The 16,687-nt window shown below is 70.1% G+C and carries 15 protein-coding genes and 1 tRNA gene; 7 read left to right on the top strand and 9 right to left on the bottom strand.

The genetic code is table 11. The features are described 5' to 3' along the window. The first annotated feature begins 8 nt into the window (after positions 1 to 8). Positions 9 to 2,543 (top strand): bifunctional lysylphosphatidylglycerol flippase/synthetase MprF, encoded by a 2,535-nt coding sequence (locus J8G10_RS18195; RefSeq protein ID WP_251448398.1) that lies wholly within the window; start codon positions 9 to 11, stop codon positions 2,541 to 2,543. A 43-nt stretch (positions 2,544 to 2,586) separates the two neighbouring features. Further along, positions 2,587 to 3,699, top strand: coding sequence for a M23 family metallopeptidase (locus tag J8G10_RS18190; protein ID WP_251448394.1), 1,113 nt, complete (start codon positions 2,587 to 2,589; stop codon positions 3,697 to 3,699). Positions 3,700 to 3,766: 67 nt separating this feature from the next. Here J8G10_RS18190 and J8G10_RS18185 read toward each other — a convergent pair whose 3' ends face one another. After that, a complete protein-coding gene (locus tag J8G10_RS18185; RefSeq protein ID WP_251448391.1) occupies positions 3,767 to 4,288 on the bottom strand; it encodes a hypothetical protein in 522 nt (173 codons plus the stop codon). A 7-nt stretch (positions 4,289 to 4,295) separates the two neighbouring features. Then, complete coding sequence (locus J8G10_RS18180; protein WP_251448388.1) at positions 4,296 to 4,706, bottom strand: DUF4383 domain-containing protein; 411 nt, start codon at positions 4,704 to 4,706, stop codon at positions 4,296 to 4,298. Between the two features lie 215 nt (positions 4,707 to 4,921). On the opposite strand from J8G10_RS18180, the gene J8G10_RS18175 reads away from it, so the two are divergent. Beyond that, the gene (locus tag J8G10_RS18175; RefSeq protein ID WP_251448385.1) at positions 4,922 to 5,887 is read left to right on the top strand and encodes a DNA topoisomerase IB; all 966 of its coding nucleotides are present in this window, start codon (positions 4,922 to 4,924) and stop codon (positions 5,885 to 5,887) included. A gap of 28 nt (positions 5,888 to 5,915) precedes the next feature. Here the strand turns inward: J8G10_RS18175 and J8G10_RS18170 are convergent, their stop codons facing one another. Continuing rightward, positions 5,916 to 7,451 (bottom strand): SDR family oxidoreductase, encoded by a 1,536-nt coding sequence (locus J8G10_RS18170; RefSeq protein WP_251448382.1) that lies wholly within the window; start codon positions 7,449 to 7,451, stop codon positions 5,916 to 5,918. 208 nt (positions 7,452 to 7,659) lie between these two features. Between J8G10_RS18170 and J8G10_RS18165 the strand changes: the two genes are divergently transcribed. Then, complete coding sequence (locus J8G10_RS18165; protein WP_251448379.1) at positions 7,660 to 9,543, top strand: bifunctional UDP-sugar hydrolase/5'-nucleotidase; 1,884 nt, start codon at positions 7,660 to 7,662, stop codon at positions 9,541 to 9,543. A gap of 46 nt (positions 9,544 to 9,589) precedes the next feature. Here the strand turns inward: J8G10_RS18165 and J8G10_RS18160 are convergent, their stop codons facing one another. Continuing rightward, positions 9,590 to 10,414 (bottom strand): glutamate ABC transporter substrate-binding protein, encoded by an 825-nt coding sequence (locus J8G10_RS18160; protein ID WP_251448377.1) that lies wholly within the window; start codon positions 10,412 to 10,414, stop codon positions 9,590 to 9,592. A gap of 1 nt (position 10,415) precedes the next feature. Continuing rightward, positions 10,416 to 12,128, bottom strand: a complete 1,713-nt coding sequence (locus tag J8G10_RS18155; protein ID WP_251448374.1) for an amino acid permease — start codon at positions 12,126 to 12,128, stop codon at positions 10,416 to 10,418. Between the two features lie 189 nt (positions 12,129 to 12,317). Here J8G10_RS18155 and J8G10_RS18150 point away from each other — a divergent pair, with 189 nt between their 5' ends. The 3 genes from J8G10_RS18150 (at position 12,318) to J8G10_RS18140 (ending at position 13,492) form a co-directional block, all read left to right on the top strand. Further along, positions 12,318 to 12,767, top strand: coding sequence for a hypothetical protein (locus J8G10_RS18150; RefSeq protein ID WP_251448372.1), 450 nt, complete (start codon positions 12,318 to 12,320; stop codon positions 12,765 to 12,767). Continuing rightward, entirely contained in the window at positions 12,764 to 13,165 is a 402-nt protein-coding gene (locus J8G10_RS18145) for an MmcQ/YjbR family DNA-binding protein (RefSeq protein WP_251448370.1), read from the top strand. Before J8G10_RS18150 ends, J8G10_RS18145 begins: the two co-directional genes overlap by 4 nt. Positions 13,166 to 13,303: 138 nt before the next feature. Beyond that, the gene (locus tag J8G10_RS18140) at positions 13,304 to 13,492 is read left to right on the top strand and encodes a hypothetical protein (protein WP_251448368.1); all 189 of its coding nucleotides are present in this window, start codon (positions 13,304 to 13,306) and stop codon (positions 13,490 to 13,492) included. A gap of 69 nt (positions 13,493 to 13,561) precedes the next feature. Here J8G10_RS18140 and J8G10_RS18135 read toward each other — a convergent pair whose 3' ends face one another. The 4 genes from J8G10_RS18135 to gltX all read right to left on the bottom strand — a co-directional run bounded on the left by J8G10_RS18135 (position 13,562) and on the right by gltX (position 16,679). After that, on the bottom strand, positions 13,562 to 14,020 hold the full coding sequence (locus J8G10_RS18135) for a hypothetical protein (protein ID WP_251448366.1): 459 nt from the start codon (positions 14,018 to 14,020) through the stop codon (positions 13,562 to 13,564). A 392-nt stretch (positions 14,021 to 14,412) separates the two neighbouring features. Beyond that, positions 14,413 to 14,484: transfer RNA gene (locus tag J8G10_RS18130), tRNA-Gln, on the bottom strand. Between the two features lie 90 nt (positions 14,485 to 14,574). Further along, entirely contained in the window at positions 14,575 to 15,072 is a 498-nt protein-coding gene (locus tag J8G10_RS18125; protein ID WP_251448364.1) for a lipocalin family protein, read from the bottom strand. Between the two features lie 101 nt (positions 15,073 to 15,173). Next, the gene (gene gltX, locus J8G10_RS18120) at positions 15,174 to 16,679 is read right to left on the bottom strand and encodes a glutamate--tRNA ligase (RefSeq protein WP_251448360.1); all 1,506 of its coding nucleotides are present in this window, start codon (positions 16,677 to 16,679) and stop codon (positions 15,174 to 15,176) included. Positions 16,680 to 16,687 lie beyond the last annotated feature (8 nt).

Raw genomic sequence — 16,687 nt, 5'->3', positions numbered from 1 at the left:
GCAACCGCATGACCGACGACGTCTCGGCCGGCACCGCCGTCCCGCCCACCTCGCCCCCGCGTCCGACTCCGCCCTGGCTCGGCGCCGTGCTCGCCTACCTGCGCGGCGCCCCGTTCGCCGCGGTGCTCGCCGTGCTGGTGATCGCGATGGGCTTCGTCACCGGCACGTTCCTCGGGCGCTTCCCCGCAGAGCTCGCCGCCGGGGAGGGCACCACCGTCGATCAGGGACTGTGGTGGACCCCGTTCACCGCCCTGCTGTTCGGCGATTCGGTGGTCGGCGGGCTCCTGGCGATCGCGCTGATCCTCACGGCCGGCGCATACGCCGAGCGCACGCTCGGCTCCGTCCGGAGCGTGTGGGTGTTCTTCGTCACCGGCGTGCTCGGGATCCTGATCGGCGTCGGATCGCAGGCGCTCCTGGTCTCCTGGGGATCGCAGTGGGGCGTGCTGGCCAGCTTCGATCTCGTCGCCGATCCGACGATCGGGACCGTCGGCCTGCTCATGGCGGCGTCCGCCTTCGCCCCGGCGCTGTGGCAGCGCCGGATCCGCGTCGTCGGGTTCACGCTCCTCCTCATGTTCGCGCTGTACGCCGCCGACAGCGACAGCGTGTTCCGGCTCCTCTCCGGCGTGCTGGGCCTCATCCTCGGCGCGGTGCTCGCGCGCGGGACCGTGCGCCCGTCCTGGCATCGCAGCTCGTACCGCGAGGTGCGCACCCTCGTCGCGGCCATCGTCGGCGCGACCGGTCTGGGGCCCATCATCGTGCTCGTCTCGGGATCGTGGTACGCCCCGCTCGGGCTCGTCGTCTCCGGCTTCTCCCCCGTCGAGGCGCAGCCGATGGACAAGTCCTGCGTCCAGGACTTCACCGCGGACTGCACGCGCCAGGCGGCCGCGATCCTGCAGTCCGGCCCTGGCCCGTTCCTGATCAGCCTGGTGCCGCTGGTGCTGACGCTGCTGGCGGCGTGGGGGCTGCGCACCGGACGCCGCGCGGCGTGGATCATGGCGCTGGTGGTCAACGCCGCAGTCGCCGTGCTGACCGCCACCGCCGTGGGGATCAATGATCTTCTCGACGATAAGGCCCGCGGCAATCTGCTCATCGAGGACGGCATCGCCATGATCCTCGCCGTCCTCGTGCCGATCGGGGTGATCGCGCTGCTGCTGCTCACCCGACGCCGGTTCCAGGTCACGGCTCCGCGCGCGGCCGCGCGCCGCTTCACGGCGACCGTGGTCGGAGCCTTCGTCGTGTGCGCGGGGATCTACGTCGTGATCGGCCTCATCGACGGCGACAACTATCTCGATGGACAGCCCTCGATCGGCGAGCTCCTCGCCGATCTCGTGCGTCCCTTCGTCTCCCCCGGGCTCCTTCCCGACATCGCCGATGCGGGGATCCCCGTCGACGGCGCGGCGCTCGTCGTCTACCAGTGGATCGGCGTGCCGTTCTGGATCGTCTTCGTGTTCGCCGCGATCCGCCTGTTCCGGGCGACGCACGTCTCCAGTCTCGCGATCGAGGAGGCCCGATTCCGTGCGCTCCTGCGGGACGGCGGCGGAGGCACGCTCGGGTTCATGGGCACCTGGACGGGCAACACCCACTGGTTCACTCCGGACGGACGGGGCGCGATCGCCTACCGGGTCATCAACAAGGTCGCACTGACGATGTCGGATCCCGTGTGCCCCGAGGGTGCGGAGCGGGACACCATCGAGGGCTTCATCGGATACTGCGAGGCGCAGGGCTGGTCCGCCTGCTTCTACAGCTTCCACGAGCGCTATCTGCCGATATTCCAGTCCTTCGGCTGGCAGTACATGTCCGTCGGCGAGGAGACGGTCCTGGACCTCCCCGGCTTCGAGCTCACCGGCAAGGCCTGGCAGAAGGTGCGCCAGCCGCTCAACCGCGGCGAGCGCGAGGGGATGACCACCCTCTGGTCCACCTGGCACGACCTGCCCTCCCGCTACTCGCGCGAGATCACCGCGGTCAGCGAGGAGTGGGTGGCGCACAAGAAGCTCCCCGAGATGGGCTTCACGCTCGGCGGCATGGAAGAGCTCAAGGACTCGGACGTCGGGATCTTCCTCGCGATCAACAAGGACGGCGGGATCGAGGCGACCACGAGCTGGCTGCCGAGTTGGACCGACGGGAGGATCACCGGCTGGACCATCGACTTCATGCGCCGCAGCGACGGAGCCATGCCGGGCATCATGGAGTTCGTCATCGCGTCCGCCGCGCTGCACATGAAGGAGCAGGGAGCTCAGGTGATGAGCCTGTCCGGAGCACCGCTCGCGACCAAGCCGGGCGAAGAGGCCCCGGATCCGACGGTCATGTCGCGTCTGCTCGGCTGGCTGGGCGAGATGCTGGAGCCCGCCTACGGGTTCACCTCGCTGTTCCGCTTCAAGAGCAAGTTCAATCCGCGTTACGAGACCATCTACATGGCCTACGCCGACCCCGCGCAACTGCCGAGGATCGGAATGGCGATCGGCAGCGCCTACCTTCCGGAGGCGACGCCGAAGGAGTATCTGGCGCTCATGCAGACCATCACGAACCGCGGCGGGGAGCACTGAACGCACCCGGACGCGCCACGCCGAGACGCGCGTTCGGGGGTCAATGTATGGAACTCTCAGGAACCATCCGTATTATTACGGAGTTGTAACACCACTCCGTGCCCCCGAATGCGGAGTCGTCACACTCCCCCCTCCGCTGCCCGAGGAGCACATCATCAGTTCGCGAGCCCCCGAGACCGAGCTCCCCTCTGCCCATTCCGCAGGATCCTCGTCCGCGACCGCCGGCTCCGCCGCGCCCCGCTCGCGCCGTGAGCTGCGCGAGCAGGCCGCCGCCCAGGTCGCCGCCAGCGCCCCCATCGCAGACGGAAGCGCGTTCTCCGCACGCCGCGCCGCAGACCCCACCGCGCCGCAGGCGCGCATCCCCGCCCCGCCGCAGGCCCCCACGCCGCCCGCGCGCTCGGCAGCCCCCGAGCAGCTGCCCGCACACGTCGTCCCGGCCGGCAAGCGCCCGCGTCGGAGCGTCAAGAACCTCAGCCGCAGCACCGGCGCCGCCCTGGCGATCTCCGCCCTCGTCGTCGGCACCGCGCTCCCGGCGCTCGGCATGGTCCGCGCGAGCGACGCGAAGGCCGCGGGCAGCGCCTCCGCCGACATCCGCGCGCAGTCGTTCACCACGGCGGAGGGCGTACTGCCCGACGTCCAGGTGCACGGCACGTTCACCGCGACGACGCCGACCGAGCTCAGCGCGATGCAGGCCGCCACCGCAGCCGCCGCGCGCACCGGGGTCGCGTCCATCGCCAAGCCCGGCCAGGTCATCTACCCCATGGCCGCGGGCTCCTACACGCTGACCGACGGCTTCGGCGCTCCGCGCACCGGCCGCAGCCACATGGGCCAGGACTTCGCCGCCCCCATCGGCACCCCGATCTACGCGGCCGCCGACGGCTGTGTCACGCTGTCGTCGGAGAGCTACCAGGGGTACGGCGTCACCGTCGAGATCGCCCACCCGGCGCTCTCCGGAAGCAATGCCGTCTCGACCCTCTACGGGCACATGGACTACGGCACCCGCGCGGTGCAGACCGGTGAATGCGTCACCGCCGGCCAGTACCTCGGCCGCGTGGGCAACACCGGCTGGACCGTCGGTTCCTGCCTGCACTTCGAGGTGCACATCAACGACAGCGCGATCGACCCGCTCGCCTGGCTGGAGTCGAACGTCTTCTGACCCGACCCCGGATACGACGAAGCCCCCGCCGTGGCGGGGGCTTCGTCGTATCCGTCCCTCCTCCGGGTCAATGCCCGCTGTGCGGATCGACGACGACCAGGTCCCCGCCGTGGTCGTGTCCTGCTCCGCGCCCGGCCGCGTCGGTCAGCGCGAGGGCGGGCGTCGCCAGCGCGGCGACGAGGACGACCCCCACGGCCATCCCCGCCGCCCGCAGACGCGGCGCCCTGGGCGGTTCCTCCCCCGAGGCCGCCGGCTGCTCCCCTCTTCGCGCTGCACGTGCCGCCATGGATCCCCCTACGACGGCGAGCGCAGACGAGATCGCGACGGCGCCGACCGGCGCGCCGCCCCCGAGCGACGCCGCGCCGAGCAGCACCGCCGCGATCGCGCCCGCCGCCGCCCCTCGCCCGCCGATGATCCGCCCGGCCCGCAGCACGGCGATTCCCCAGCCGAGCTCGGCCGCGCCGACCACCAGCATCGGCGCGCACAGCGCCGACGCCGCGCCACCCGACGGCGCGACGATCGAGGCGCCGATGGCGAGGTGGATCAGCCCCGCTCCCCACGCGAGCAGAGCGGGCCAGGTGCGCAGCACGACGACCTCAGGCCGTCGCCCCGCGCGGCGCGCTGCGCTCGACGCCCAGCCCGACCGCGAGCAGCAGCAGGGCGCTCGCGAGGTGCAGGAAGTGATCGAACGTGTTCAGCGCGAGGATGTTCGCCGCCGTGCCCACCAGGAAGAACCCGACGATGCCGAGCAGCAGATAGGCGGCTCCGACGACGGTGTTGGTGCCCTTCGCCGCCGGCGTGGACACGAGGCCCGCGACCAGCAGAGCCGCGCCGATCAGCAGATGCGCGACGTTGTGCAGCGGATTGACCATGAAGATCCCGAGCAGCATCCCTCCCTGAGTTGCCAGGAAGGAGACTCCTCCGGTGACGGCGAAGCCGAGTGCTCCGACGACGATATAGACGGCGCCGAAGATGACGGCGATCAGACGGTTCGGTGACGAACGCATTGCTCCTCCTCGATTCGGCGGCGGGGTGCCGCTCACCTCTTCTTCGGAGTCCCTGAGAATTCGGATTGCGCACCTCGGGCGAGATCTCGAGAGCTCGCGGGGCTGCGGTGCAGATCGCTCCCTCCCGCGCAAGCCCGTTGCCGGCCCAGCCGTGGCGCGGCAGGATCGGCCGCGGGCCGGAGCGATCCCGCCCGGGCGATGGAAGGGGGCCGGGAATGGCGTTGCGGATCGTGGACGGACAGGAGCCGGGCATCCGCCGGATCCGGCGCGGACGGGGGTTCGAGTACCGCGACGCCCGAGGTCGCCACATCGGCGACGCCCGGACGATCGAGCGCATCCGCGCGCTCGCGATCCCGCCGGCGTGGGAGGACGTCTGGATCTGCGCGCACCAGGACGGCCACCTCCAGGCCACCGGCGTCGACGCCGCGGGCCGTACCCAGTACCGGTACCACCCCGAGTGGGCGCGCCGGGCGGCGGAGGCGAAGTTCGACCGCGCCCTGGATCTCGCCCGGGCGCTGCCCGCCGCGCGCCGTTCCGTCACGCGCGACCTCCGGTCCGGCGGGACGGCCCGGCCGACGGTCCTCGCCGCCGGCTTCCGCATGCTCGATGTCGCGCTGCTCCGGATCGGATCCGAGAAGTACGCCGAACGACACGGCAGCGTCGGCCTGTGCACCCTGCGCGCCCGGCATGTGACGGTCGACGGCGAGACCGTGCGGCTGCGCTTCCGCGGCAAGAGCCGGGTCGCCTGGGAGACCGAGCTCGAGGATCCCGACCTCGCCGCGGTGCTGGAGCGGCTCCGTCTCCGCGCGCCCCGTCCGCGGACCCGGCTGCTGGCCTGGCAGGAGGACGGCCGGTGGCATCGGGTGCGCCCTGCCGACATCAATGAAGACGTCCGCGCCCGCACCGGCGGCGATTTCACCGCCAAGGACTTCCGCACCATCCACGCGACCGTCATCGCCGCGCGCAGCCTTGCGCGCACCGGCGCCGCCCGGACCGAGCGCGCACGCCGTCGAGCCGAGCGGACGGCCGTCGAGGAGACGGCCGTCGCCCTCGGCAACACGCCGTCCGTGGCGCGCGGAAGCTACATCGATCCCCGGCTCTTCGAGCGCTATGAGCAGGGGCTGACCGTGCGGGCCGACGGCCGGAGCATCGAGCAGCAGCTGATCGACCTGCTGCCCTGAAGAGCCCGCGGGCGGGCGCCCGGGAGGCTCACGGGCTCTTCTCTCCCCGCGGAGCGATGTCCGCACCGGAAACGGCGGTCCGCTGCCGCTCCCCGGGCTCGCGGTCCGGGTCGCGTTCGGCCTCGCGGAGGATGCTCGCGACCATCCCGCTGAAGATGATCCCGTGGAACGGCAGCAGCACGGCCCAGTACAGCCGCCCGGCGAGTCCCTGGGGAAAGAACACCGCCCGCTGACGATACAGACTGCCCTCGTCGTCCGGGCGCACGCTCAGTTCGAGCCACCCTCGTCCGGGCATCCGCATCTCCGCCCGCAGTCGCAGATCCTGTCCTCGCACGATCGACTCGACCCGCCAGACGTCGACCACGTCACCGGTGTTCAGGCGGGAGGGGTGCCGACGCCCGCGGGTCATCCCCACACCCCCCGAGAGGCGATCGATCCACCCCCGCGCGGCCCAGGCGAGCGGCGCCGAATGCCACCCGTTCACCCCGCCGATCGACTCGATCACGCGCCACACCGCTTCGGGCGACGCCGTGCTGCGGCGCTCGCGCTCGTCCGTGAACACGACCTGTCCCGCCCACTCCGGATCGCTCGGGAGCGGATCGCTCGGAGCACCCGCGACCGTCGCGTTCTGCCAGCTGGTCTCGACCTCCCCGGCTCGCTCGCGCCGGAGGGCCAGCCTCACCGCCACCCGGTACGGGAGCAGCCCGCCCTCGGGCGGTGGCACGTAGCGGTCGATGTCGTGCTCCTGTGCCACGCAGTCGTTCTGCAGGGACGCGATGATCGGCACGGCGAGCGCCCGCGGCACGGGGGTGACCAGGTTCACCCACTGGGACGCGAGCCAGGGCGTGAGCACGGGCAGCGGCGCGATCGGCCGCTGCCGCAGCCCCGCCTCGACGGCGTACCCGTTCATCATCTGCCCGTAGCGGAGCACGTCGGGGCCGCCGATGTCGAAGGTGCGGTTGAGCCCCTCGGGAAGACTCGCGGCCCGCACGAGATAGCGCAGCACGTCGCGGACGGCGATCGGCTGGACCCGGTTGCGCACCCAGCGCGGTGCGGGCATGTACGGCAGAACCTCGGTGAGGTGACGGATCATCTCGAACGAGGCGGACCCGGATCCGATCACGATCCCGGCCTGGAAGACGATCGCGGGGACCGGCGAGTCCAGGAAGACGCGTCCGACGGCCGCTCGCGATGCGAGATGCGTCGAGAGCCGTCCCTCGGCGGGATGCAGTCCGCCGAGGTAGACGAGGCGCCGGACGCCGGCGTCGGCGGCCGCCGCTGCGAACGTCTCGGCCTGCGCGCGTTCGGCCTGGGCGAAGTGGCCCCCCGAGCTCATCGAGTGCACGAGGTAGTACGCGATCTCCGCTCCCTCCATCGCGGCGCGCACCCCTTCCCCGGTCGAGAGGTCGGCGGGCACGATCCGCACCCGATCCCGCCAGGGGACGTCCGTGAGCTTCCACGCCGAGCGCACGAGACAGGTCACCTCGTAGCCGGCGTCGAGCAGCTGCGGGACCAGGCGCCCGCCGATGTATCCGGTTGCGCCGGTGACGACGACTCGCGTCATGCGGATCAGCTCCTTCACAGAGTGTCTAACCAGGTTAGCTAAAACTGCGCTGATGCGGATCTTCCCACGAGCGAGCGCCACTCATCGACCGGAGTCGCTCCGCTCGATCGCGCACGCACGCAGCACGGTGCCGCTCATACGCGCGATCGTCGAGTGTTCACCCGCGCACTGTTGTCCCGGTTCTCCGGGCGTGATTGCATCGGACTTCATGACTGATGAAACACATCTGCACCGTCACGCCGCCGCCCCCGAACCCCGCTGGTGCTCCTGCGCGGTTCCGGACGAGGCCGCGCAGGAGCGCCGTTCCGGACTGAATCGACGAGGATTCCTCACGGGTGTCACGGCGGCGAGCGCCCTCGCCGCCGCCGGTTGGGTCGCGACCCCCGAGAAGGCCTCGGCCGCCGCCGGCGGCATCGGCAAGTCCGTCACGATCACCATCATGGGCACGTCCGACCTCCATTCGCATGCCCTGAACTGGGACTACTACACGGACGCGGCGTACAGCGACAAGGCCGGCAACGTCGTCGGCCTCTCGCGCGTGGCGAGCGTGGTGAAGCAGATCCGCGCCGACCGGGGGCGCGACCACACCCTGCTCTTCGACGCCGGCGACACCATCCAGGGCACTCCCCTGGGCTTCTACTACGCAACGGTGGAGCCCATCACGAAGACCGGTGCGACCCATCCCATGGCCGCGCAGATGAACGCTCTCGGCTACGACGCCGTCGCCCTCGGCAATCACGAGTTCAACTACGGCCTCGACTTCCTCGACACCTGGATCTCGCAGATGAAGGCGCCCGTGCTCGGCGCCAACGCCGTGCGCGCGGGGACCACGGTTCCGGCGTACACGCCGTACACGATCAAGACCCTGAACCTGAAGGGCGCCAAGCCGATCCGCGTCGGCGTGCTCGGACTCACCAACCCCGGGATCGTCATCTGGGACAAGGCCAACGTCAGCGGCAAGCTCGAGGTGCTGGACATCGTCGAGACCGCCAAGCGCTGGGTGCCGGTGATCCGCGACCAGGGCGTCGATCTGCTCGTCGTCAGCGTGCACTCCGGCGACAGCGGCACGTCGTCGTACGGCACCGATCTGCCGAACGAGAATGCGGCGGGGATCCTCGCCGAGCAGGTGCCGGGCATCGACGCGATCCTGTTCGGCCATGCGCACAAGGACATCCCGCAGCGCTTCGTGACGAACGCGCAGACCGGCCAGCAGGTCGTGCTCAGCGAGCCGATGTGCTGGGGGCAGCGCCTGAGCGTCTTCGACATCGAGCTCCAGCAGGTCAAGGGCAAGTGGACGGTCGTCTCGCGCACGTCCACGAACCTCAACACCAACACCGTGCAGGACGATCCCGCGATGGTCGCGCTCGTCCAGAAGCAGCACGACGCTGTCGTCGCCTACGTCAACAAGCCGGTGGCGACCTCGACCGAGGAGCTCTCCGCCGCCGAGTCCTGCTGGAAGGACACGGCGATCCTCGACTACGTCAACACCGTGCAGGTCGACACGGTCTCGAAGGCGATCGCCGGCACTCCGGAAGCGGCTTTGCCGATCGTCTCGATCGCCGCGCCGTTCAACCGCCTGGCGACCTTCCCGGCGGGCGAGGTCACGATCCGCGACGTCGCGGGGCTGTACATCTACGACAACACCCTCATGGCGTCGGTGCTGACCGGTGCGCAGATCAAGGACTACCTCGAGTACTCGGCGAAGTACTTCCAGCAGGTGTCCCCTGCCGCTGCGGTCGACCCCGCGAGCTGGACCAACGCGCTGAGCACCCCGGACTACAACTACGACCAGTTCTCCGGGGTCACCTATGACGTGGACATCGCCCAGCCGCAGGGCTCCAGGATCGCGAACCTGTCCTGGCAGGGCTCACCGGTGGATCCCGCGCAGAAGTTCGTCGTCGCGGTGAACAACTACCGTCAGTCCGGCGGCGGCGGCTTCCCGCACATCGCCACCGCACCCGTCGTGTACAACGCGCAGGTCGCCATCCGCGAGGCGATCGTGGCCTACGCCTCGGCCGCCGGGGTCATCGACCCGGCCGAGTTCCACGTGGTGAACTGGCAGCTCACGCGCGCCGGCGTCCCGGTCTTCTGAGCCGCAGGCGACGCCCCTCCGCTTCGGAGGGGCGTCGTCGCGTCCGCTACTTCACCGTCGGCGGAGCGGGGATCGCGTACCCGGATGGCGCGATGTTCGCATCGAGCGACGCCTTCCAGGCTCCGGACGAGATGTACTCCTTCAGGGCGGACCGCACGGTGCCGAGGCGACTGTCGCCCTGCGCCATGCCGATGCCGTAGTTCTCGTCGGTGAACCCCTTGCCGATCACGCGCAGCACGCCCTTGTACTCGGGGAGCGCCGCGAATCCGGCCAGGATCAGGTCGTCCGTCGACACCGCATCGACCGTCCCCGCTGCGAGGTCGCGCACGCACTCCGACCAGGAGGGCACCTTCACGACGGTGATCCTGCCCTCGTAGTGCGCGGTGAGGTAGTCGATCGAGGTGGTGCCCGCGGCCGCGCAGACCTTCTTGCCGTCCAGCGTCTGCGGGCCCGAGATCGTGTCGTCGTTGCGACGGATGAGCAGATCCTGATGCGCGACGAAGTACGGTCCTGCGAAGGCGATCTCCTTCTCCCGCTCCGCGGTGATCGAGAACGTCGAGACGACGAGGTCCACCTTGCCCGACGTCAGCGCACTCACCCGCTCCGACTGCTCGATGCGCTGCCAGGTGATGTTCTTCGTCGGCACCCCGAGCTTCCCCGCGACGTAGTTGGCGGTGTCGATGTCGAACCCCGCGTAGCCGGCGTCGGTCTTGAGGCTGACTCCGGGGAGGTCGTCGGCGATGCCGATCGTCACCGTGGCGGATCCGGTGGCGTTGTTGTCGCCGGTGCTCTTCGGCGGCGTCGACGAGCAGCCCGCCACAAGCACGGAGGACGCGACGAGGGCCGCCACGACGATCGCGAGACGACGCATCTCACCGTCCCCCTTCGCTCTTGCCCGTGCCGTCAGGCGGATTCCTGTCCGGCTCGTCGAGGTTGTCCCACTCGTGCACGTCGATCTCCACGGGCCCGATCTCGATGCCCCCGTCGTCGGGGTCGTCATCCCGCTCGTGCACGTCGAACTGGACCGTGCCGATGGCCGCGATCGACTCCGTGCGCGGCCCGGCGGGCTGGGGCGGGTAGCGCAGACCGGTGTCGGTCCATTTGCTGAGCATCCGGCCGTCGGTATGCGCCGACACCCGGCCCTTCACGATGAGCCAGCCGATCTCGAAGATCACGAAGAGCACCGGGATCCCCACGACCACCACGACGAACCCGGTCTTGTGCCAGAAGTACGGCGAGGCCTGCCAGCCCGAGATCGCCATGCCCACGATCACGAACACGAGGAACGCCAGCCCCAGATAGCTCGTCCACGGCGTGCCCGGCGCACGGAACGTGCTGGCGGGGAGAACCCCTCGATCGCTGAGCCTGCGCAGACGCAGCTGGCAGACGAAGATCGTGCCCCAGGTGAACACGACGGCGATCGAGGCGGCTTCCAGCGCGATCTCGAACGCGTCCGGGCTGACGGCGTTGAGGATCGATCCGAACACGTAGACGACCGCGGTCATCACGATGCCGGCCCACGGCACCCCGGACTGGCTCATCTTCAGCGTGAATCCCGGAGCCTGCTTCGCCATGCCGAGGCTGCGCAGCACGCGGCCGGTCGTGTACAGCCCCGAGTTCAGCGAGGACATCGCGGCGACGATGAGGATCGCCTGGATCACGTTCGCCATCCACGGCATCCCCATCCGTCCGAACACGGTCACGAACGGGCTGATGCCGGGGGTGAACTCGCTCGTCGGCAGGATGCACACGAGCAGCAGCAGCGCGCCGCAGTAGAACACGGCGATGCGGACGATCACGGCGTTGACCGCCTTCGGCACCTCGCGCTTCGGATCCTCCATCTCGCCGGCCGCGATGCCGACCATCTCGATCGCAGCATAGGCGAAGACCACGCCGGACATCACGATGATGGGCCCGTACCAGGCGAAGCCGTCGCCGGTCGGCCAGAAGCCGCCGGGGTTCGACCAGAGGTTCTGCACGCCGGCGCGATGTCCGCCGACATCGAGGCTCAGCACGACCACGACGAGGCCCACCACGAGGAAGACGATGATCGCGGTGACCTTGAGCACCGAGGCCCAGAACTCGAACTCGCCGAAGGCCTTCGCCGACAGCAGATTGACCACGAGCACCACGGCGAGGGCGATGAGCACCGTCGCCCAGGTGGGCATCTGCGGCCACCAGTACTGGATGTAGAGGCCGACGGCACTGAGTTCGGCGATGCCGGTGAGCGCCCAGTTCGTCCAGTACATCCAGCCCGTGTAGTAGGCCGCCTTCTCGCCGAAGAACTCGCGCATCCAGGACACGAACGCCCCGGAGGTCGTCCGGTACAGCACCAGCTCGCCGAGCGCCCGCATCAAGAAGTAGGCGATCACGCCGACGAAGGCGTAGCTGAGCACCAGCGCGGGTCCGTTGCTGTGCAGGCGGGATGCGGATCCGAGGAACAGGCCCGTTCCGATCGCGCCTCCGATCGCGATCATCTGCACCTGGCGCCGGTTCAGGCTCTTCTTGTAGCCCTCCTGCTCGGCGTCGTGCTCGGCCCCGTGATCCTGGTCGTGCGTGAGATTCGTGGCTTCCGTCCGTGACATGCGTTCCCCCTCATCACCGTGGATCGCCGGTGGGCGGGTCGCATCGCGGCTCCGGGCATCGGCGCTAGGTGCAAACGAGAATGGCACGGTTTCTGGACCGAGGGCAACGGATCGGCGGCGAGCCGCCCCGTAGACTCACGGCAACGACGACCGCCGTCCTCCGAGGCAGTGGCGTGGAAAGGGGGGCCGGTGTTCGGACGGAAGAACGCGAAGAAGCAGCGGATGGACGACATGATGGAGCGGCTGCGCCCCGATCTCACACGGGAAGCGCTCGGCGTCGGTCCGGACTTCCCCGGTGTCGCGCCGAACCCGCTGCTGAGCCGCGACGCGCGCCGGCGCACCGCGGAGCTGCGCACGGGCGCGCTCGCGATCGGCGTCCTCGTCGGCTGGCGCGAGGTGAACAGCAATCCGCGTCTCGTGCTGATGCTGGATGTGCGGACCGCGGAGGGCGCCGCCTTCCGCGGCATCGCCGACGAGGACTTCACGATCACCGAGCTCGCCCGGCTCGCACCGGGGCAGACCTTCCCCGTGCGCTACCGTCCGGCGGTCATGGATCACTGCGTCGCCCTCGCACGGGATGCCGACCCGGCCGAGGTGAAGCGCGTGTCGGATCTCATCGACGCACGCACGCGCCCATGAGCGGCGACGAGCTGCGGCTGTGGGCGGCCGCGCGCGCCGACGAGCTCCCCGGCACGACCGTCGACCAGCCGTTCGGCCCCGAAGTCGACGTCTACCGGGTGCGCGAGCGGATGTTCATGGCGATGTCCTCCACCGGCCGCACCTCGGTGACGCTCAAGTCCGCGCCGGAGGACGCCGAGGCGCTGCGCGAGACGTTCGAGGCCATCGTCCCGGGGTATCACATGAACAAGCGGCACTGGATCACGCTGCAGGCGGACGGCACGCTCGAGCAGGATCTCGTGGAGGAGCTCGTCACCGAGGCGTACCGTCTCGTGGTAGCGAAGCTCCCCCGCGCGCAGCGTCCCGTGGATCCGGATCTCTTCCTGAGCGCCTCACGCGCGGATCCGGATCGTCCGTAGGCCCAGGTCCCTCGCGCACCGGCCCCCCGCCGCATCTTCCCGGGCGCCGACGGGCGGCTCTGGCTCACCGCCCGGTCGCCCGCGGGATTGCTCTCCTTCGATCCCTCCGACCCCGAAAGCTCGCTGGAGCGATGCGAGATGGCCTCGCTCCAGGAGCCCGACGGCGTCTGCCTCGGCCCCGACGGCGCCCTGTGGATCGCGGACACCGCCGCGAACACGATCGTACGATTCGATCCGGCGGACGGCTCATGGACGACGGCGGGCACGGCCCCGCAGGTCGACGGCCCCTTCGACATCAAGCCCGGGCCTGACGGAGCATCCGTCTGATTCACGAACAAGACCGGGAACACGATCGGTCGGCTCTCGACCGGCGACGAGGCCCGCGCCGGCCGAGACTCAGTCGTGGACGAGGACCGTGGGTGAGGTGTCGTCGAGGCCGTTCCGCAGCTCCACGCGCGTCCAGGCCACCGGCGCGGCCGCGAAGACGGGCTCCAGCACCCGCCACATCACCATCGGATCGTCACCGATGAAGTAGAGCTCGTAGCCGTTTGCTCCCACGTCGTTGCCGTCGATCGCTCCGGCATTCGCCAGCCCGAGCGCCTCATCGGCGGCCAGCTCCGTCTCCAGAAGTGCGTCCATGAGCCCCGTGTCGAACTCCGCGGGTCGATCCTCGAACATCACGACCACCCACCCGTCGCCGCCGGCGCTCGCGACCTCGACCGGTGCCGCGGCGGGCGACGTCGAGGCGGACGCTACTGAGGCTTGCGGCGCCGAGGCCGGTGCGCATGCCGTGAGGACCCCTGCCGCGGCAAGCAGCACCGGCACGGCGGCGATCAGAGGACGTCGAAACGGCATGGGACGAGCGTATCCGCCCGCCGACGTGCTTCCAGCCGAGATGTCGGCTGCGGTCCCGACGAACGCGGTCGGCTGCGAAGAGGGGTGCGGCCGGCAGCTGATCCGACCGCACCCCCGCGCACCCTGGGGGACGCGCACAGCGGCTCCGAAGGGACACCGACGCGAGATGGGACACGACGGCGAGGAATCTGGAACCCGCCGTCGAGGTGGTGCCCGGTGTCACGAGCCGTGCAGTGGAAGAGAGCCCGATCCCCCTCGATCATCACGCGACTTTCCCGCGGATCCCGCAAGACGTCGCGTCCTGCGACGCCCCTGTCGCGTTGTGCGCGTCCGGAGCGCGACCATCCCTCCGCACACAAGAAAACCCCCGACGGAGCGGGGGTTTCATCTTGCTGGGGTACCTGGACTCGAACCAAGAACAACTGAACCAGAATCAGCCGTGTTGCCAATTACACCATACCCCAAGGGCGAAACCAGGGCCTCGCACCGAGAGTCAAGCTTACCCGAGCCCGCGACGGGATCCAAACCGGCGCCGGATCCCGCGCGCGTCGCACTCAGATCGCGACCACTTCGCCGGACTGGGAGGTCTCGATCCAGTCGGACAGATCGAAGCCCTGGGCCCGTGCGGTCTCCAGGAAATCGCGTCGGACGGCCCCGTCGCCCCGGGGCTCACGTGCCAGCAGCCAGAGGTGCTTGCGATCCGGGGTTCCGACGAGAGCGTGCCGGTACTCGGCGTCCACGCGCAGCACCCAGTAGTCGGCGTGGGTGAACGGGATCCACCGCAGCCCCTCGGGGAGGAACGTGACGCGCAGCCGGCCCGCATGCTCGGTGTCGAGCTCCGCCTCCCCCACCGCCTGCGTCGGCTCGCCGTCGCCATCCAGACAGCGGTTGTCCACCCGCACCGTGCCGTCGTCGGCCAGCGCGTACTCGGCGGTCACGTCGGTCGCGTCGTCGTCCTCGTACCGCAACGGCAGCCGCCCCTGCTCGAACCAGAGCCCGAGATAGCGGTCGAGCTGCAGCCCGGGCACCGACCTCACTTCCTCCACGTCCATTGGATCCTCCTCCGTCGTCGACGCCCATTCCACCCGAGCGTCGCGAACAAGCCAAGGGGCTTGCCCCGATGCGCGGCGCATGGCAGGACGTCCGACGAGGGTCAGCCCAGGAAGTCCGCCAGGGCGTGCAGGCGGCGCAGGGTCTCGTCCTTGCCGAGCAGCTCCATCGACTCGAACAGCGGCGGCGACACCCGGCGGCCGGTGAGCGCGACGCGCGGCGGTCCGTAGGCGACGCGGGGCTTGAGCCCCAGCTCGTCGACGAGCGCGGCGGAGAGCGCCCCCTGGATCGCGTCCGGTGTGAAGGTCTCGAGGGGTTCGAGTGCGGCGGCGGAGGCCGTCAGCACCTCGGCGGCGTTCGCGGGCAGCCCCTTGAGCGCGTCCTCGTCGTACGACACGGAGTCGGTGAAGAGGAAGCCGAGCATGCCGGGCACCTCGCCGAGGAGCTGCACCCGCTCCTGCACGAGCGGAGCGGCGCGGAACGCGAGCACGATCTGCTCGTGGGTCGGCTCGCCGTCGAACACGTCGGCGGCGGCCAGGTACGGCAGGATCCGCTCGGCGAAGTCCTTCGGCTCCAGCGTGCGGATGTGGTCGCCGTTGATCGACTCGGCCTTCTTCTGGTCGAAGCGGGCCGGGTTCGGGTTGACGTTGACGATGTCGAAGGCCGCGGTGAACTCCTCGAGCGAGAAGACGTCGCGGTCGGGGCCGATCGACCAGCCCAGCAGGGCCAGGTAGTTCAGCAGGCCCTCGTGGATGAAGCCGCGCTCGCGGTGCAGGAACAGGTCGGCCTGCGGGTCGCGCTTGCTCAGCTTCTTGTTGCCGGTCTCCCCCAGCACGAGCGGCATGTGCGCGAAGCGCGGCACGAACGTCGTGACGCCGGCGTCGATGAGCGCGCCGTAGAGGGCGAGCTGGCGCGCGGTGGAGGGCATGAGGTCCTCGCCGCGGAGCACGTGCGTGATGCCCATGAGCGCATCGTCGACGGGGTTCACCAGCGTGTACAGCGGGGCGCCGTTCGGACGCACGACCACGAAGTCCGGGAAGGATCCGGCGGGGAAGGTCACCTCGCCGCGGATGAGGTCGACGTACGTGACGTCCTCATCCGGGACGCGCAGGCGCAGCGCGGGCTGACGCCCCTCGGCGCGGAACGCCGCCCGCTGCTCCTCGGTGAGGTCGCGGTCGAAGTTGTCGTACCCGAGCTGCTTGGCGCGGCCGTTCGCCTCGTTGCGGGCGTCGATCTCCTCGGCCGTCGAGTAGCTCTCGTACACCGCGCCCGACGCCTTGAGCTTCTCGATCACCTCCTGGTAGATCTCGCCGCGCTGCGACTGCCGGTACGGCGCGTGCGGGCCGCCGACCTCGACGCCCTCGTCCCAGTCGATCTTGAGCCAGGTCAGAGCGTCGACGAGCTGACGGAAGCTCTCCTCGCTGTCGCGGGCCGCGTCGGTGTCCTCGATGCGGAACACCAGCTTCCCGCCGGTGTGCCGGGCATAGGCCCAGTTGTAGAGCGCGGTGCGGACCATGCCGACGTGCGGCAGACCGGTCGGCGAGGGGCAGAAGCGGACGCGGACATCGGCACCGGACGCGGTCGTGGTGCGGGGATCGGGAGTAGCCATAGCCCTTC

Origin of the sequence: Microbacterium sp. USTB-Y, from assembly GCF_023703415.1 — a bacterium.
In the GTDB taxonomy this organism is placed as follows: Bacteria; Actinomycetota; Actinomycetes; order Actinomycetales; family Microbacteriaceae; genus Microbacterium.
Note: the sequence above shows the minus strand (reverse complement) of the source record. Positions and strands in the feature narration are given on the sequence as shown.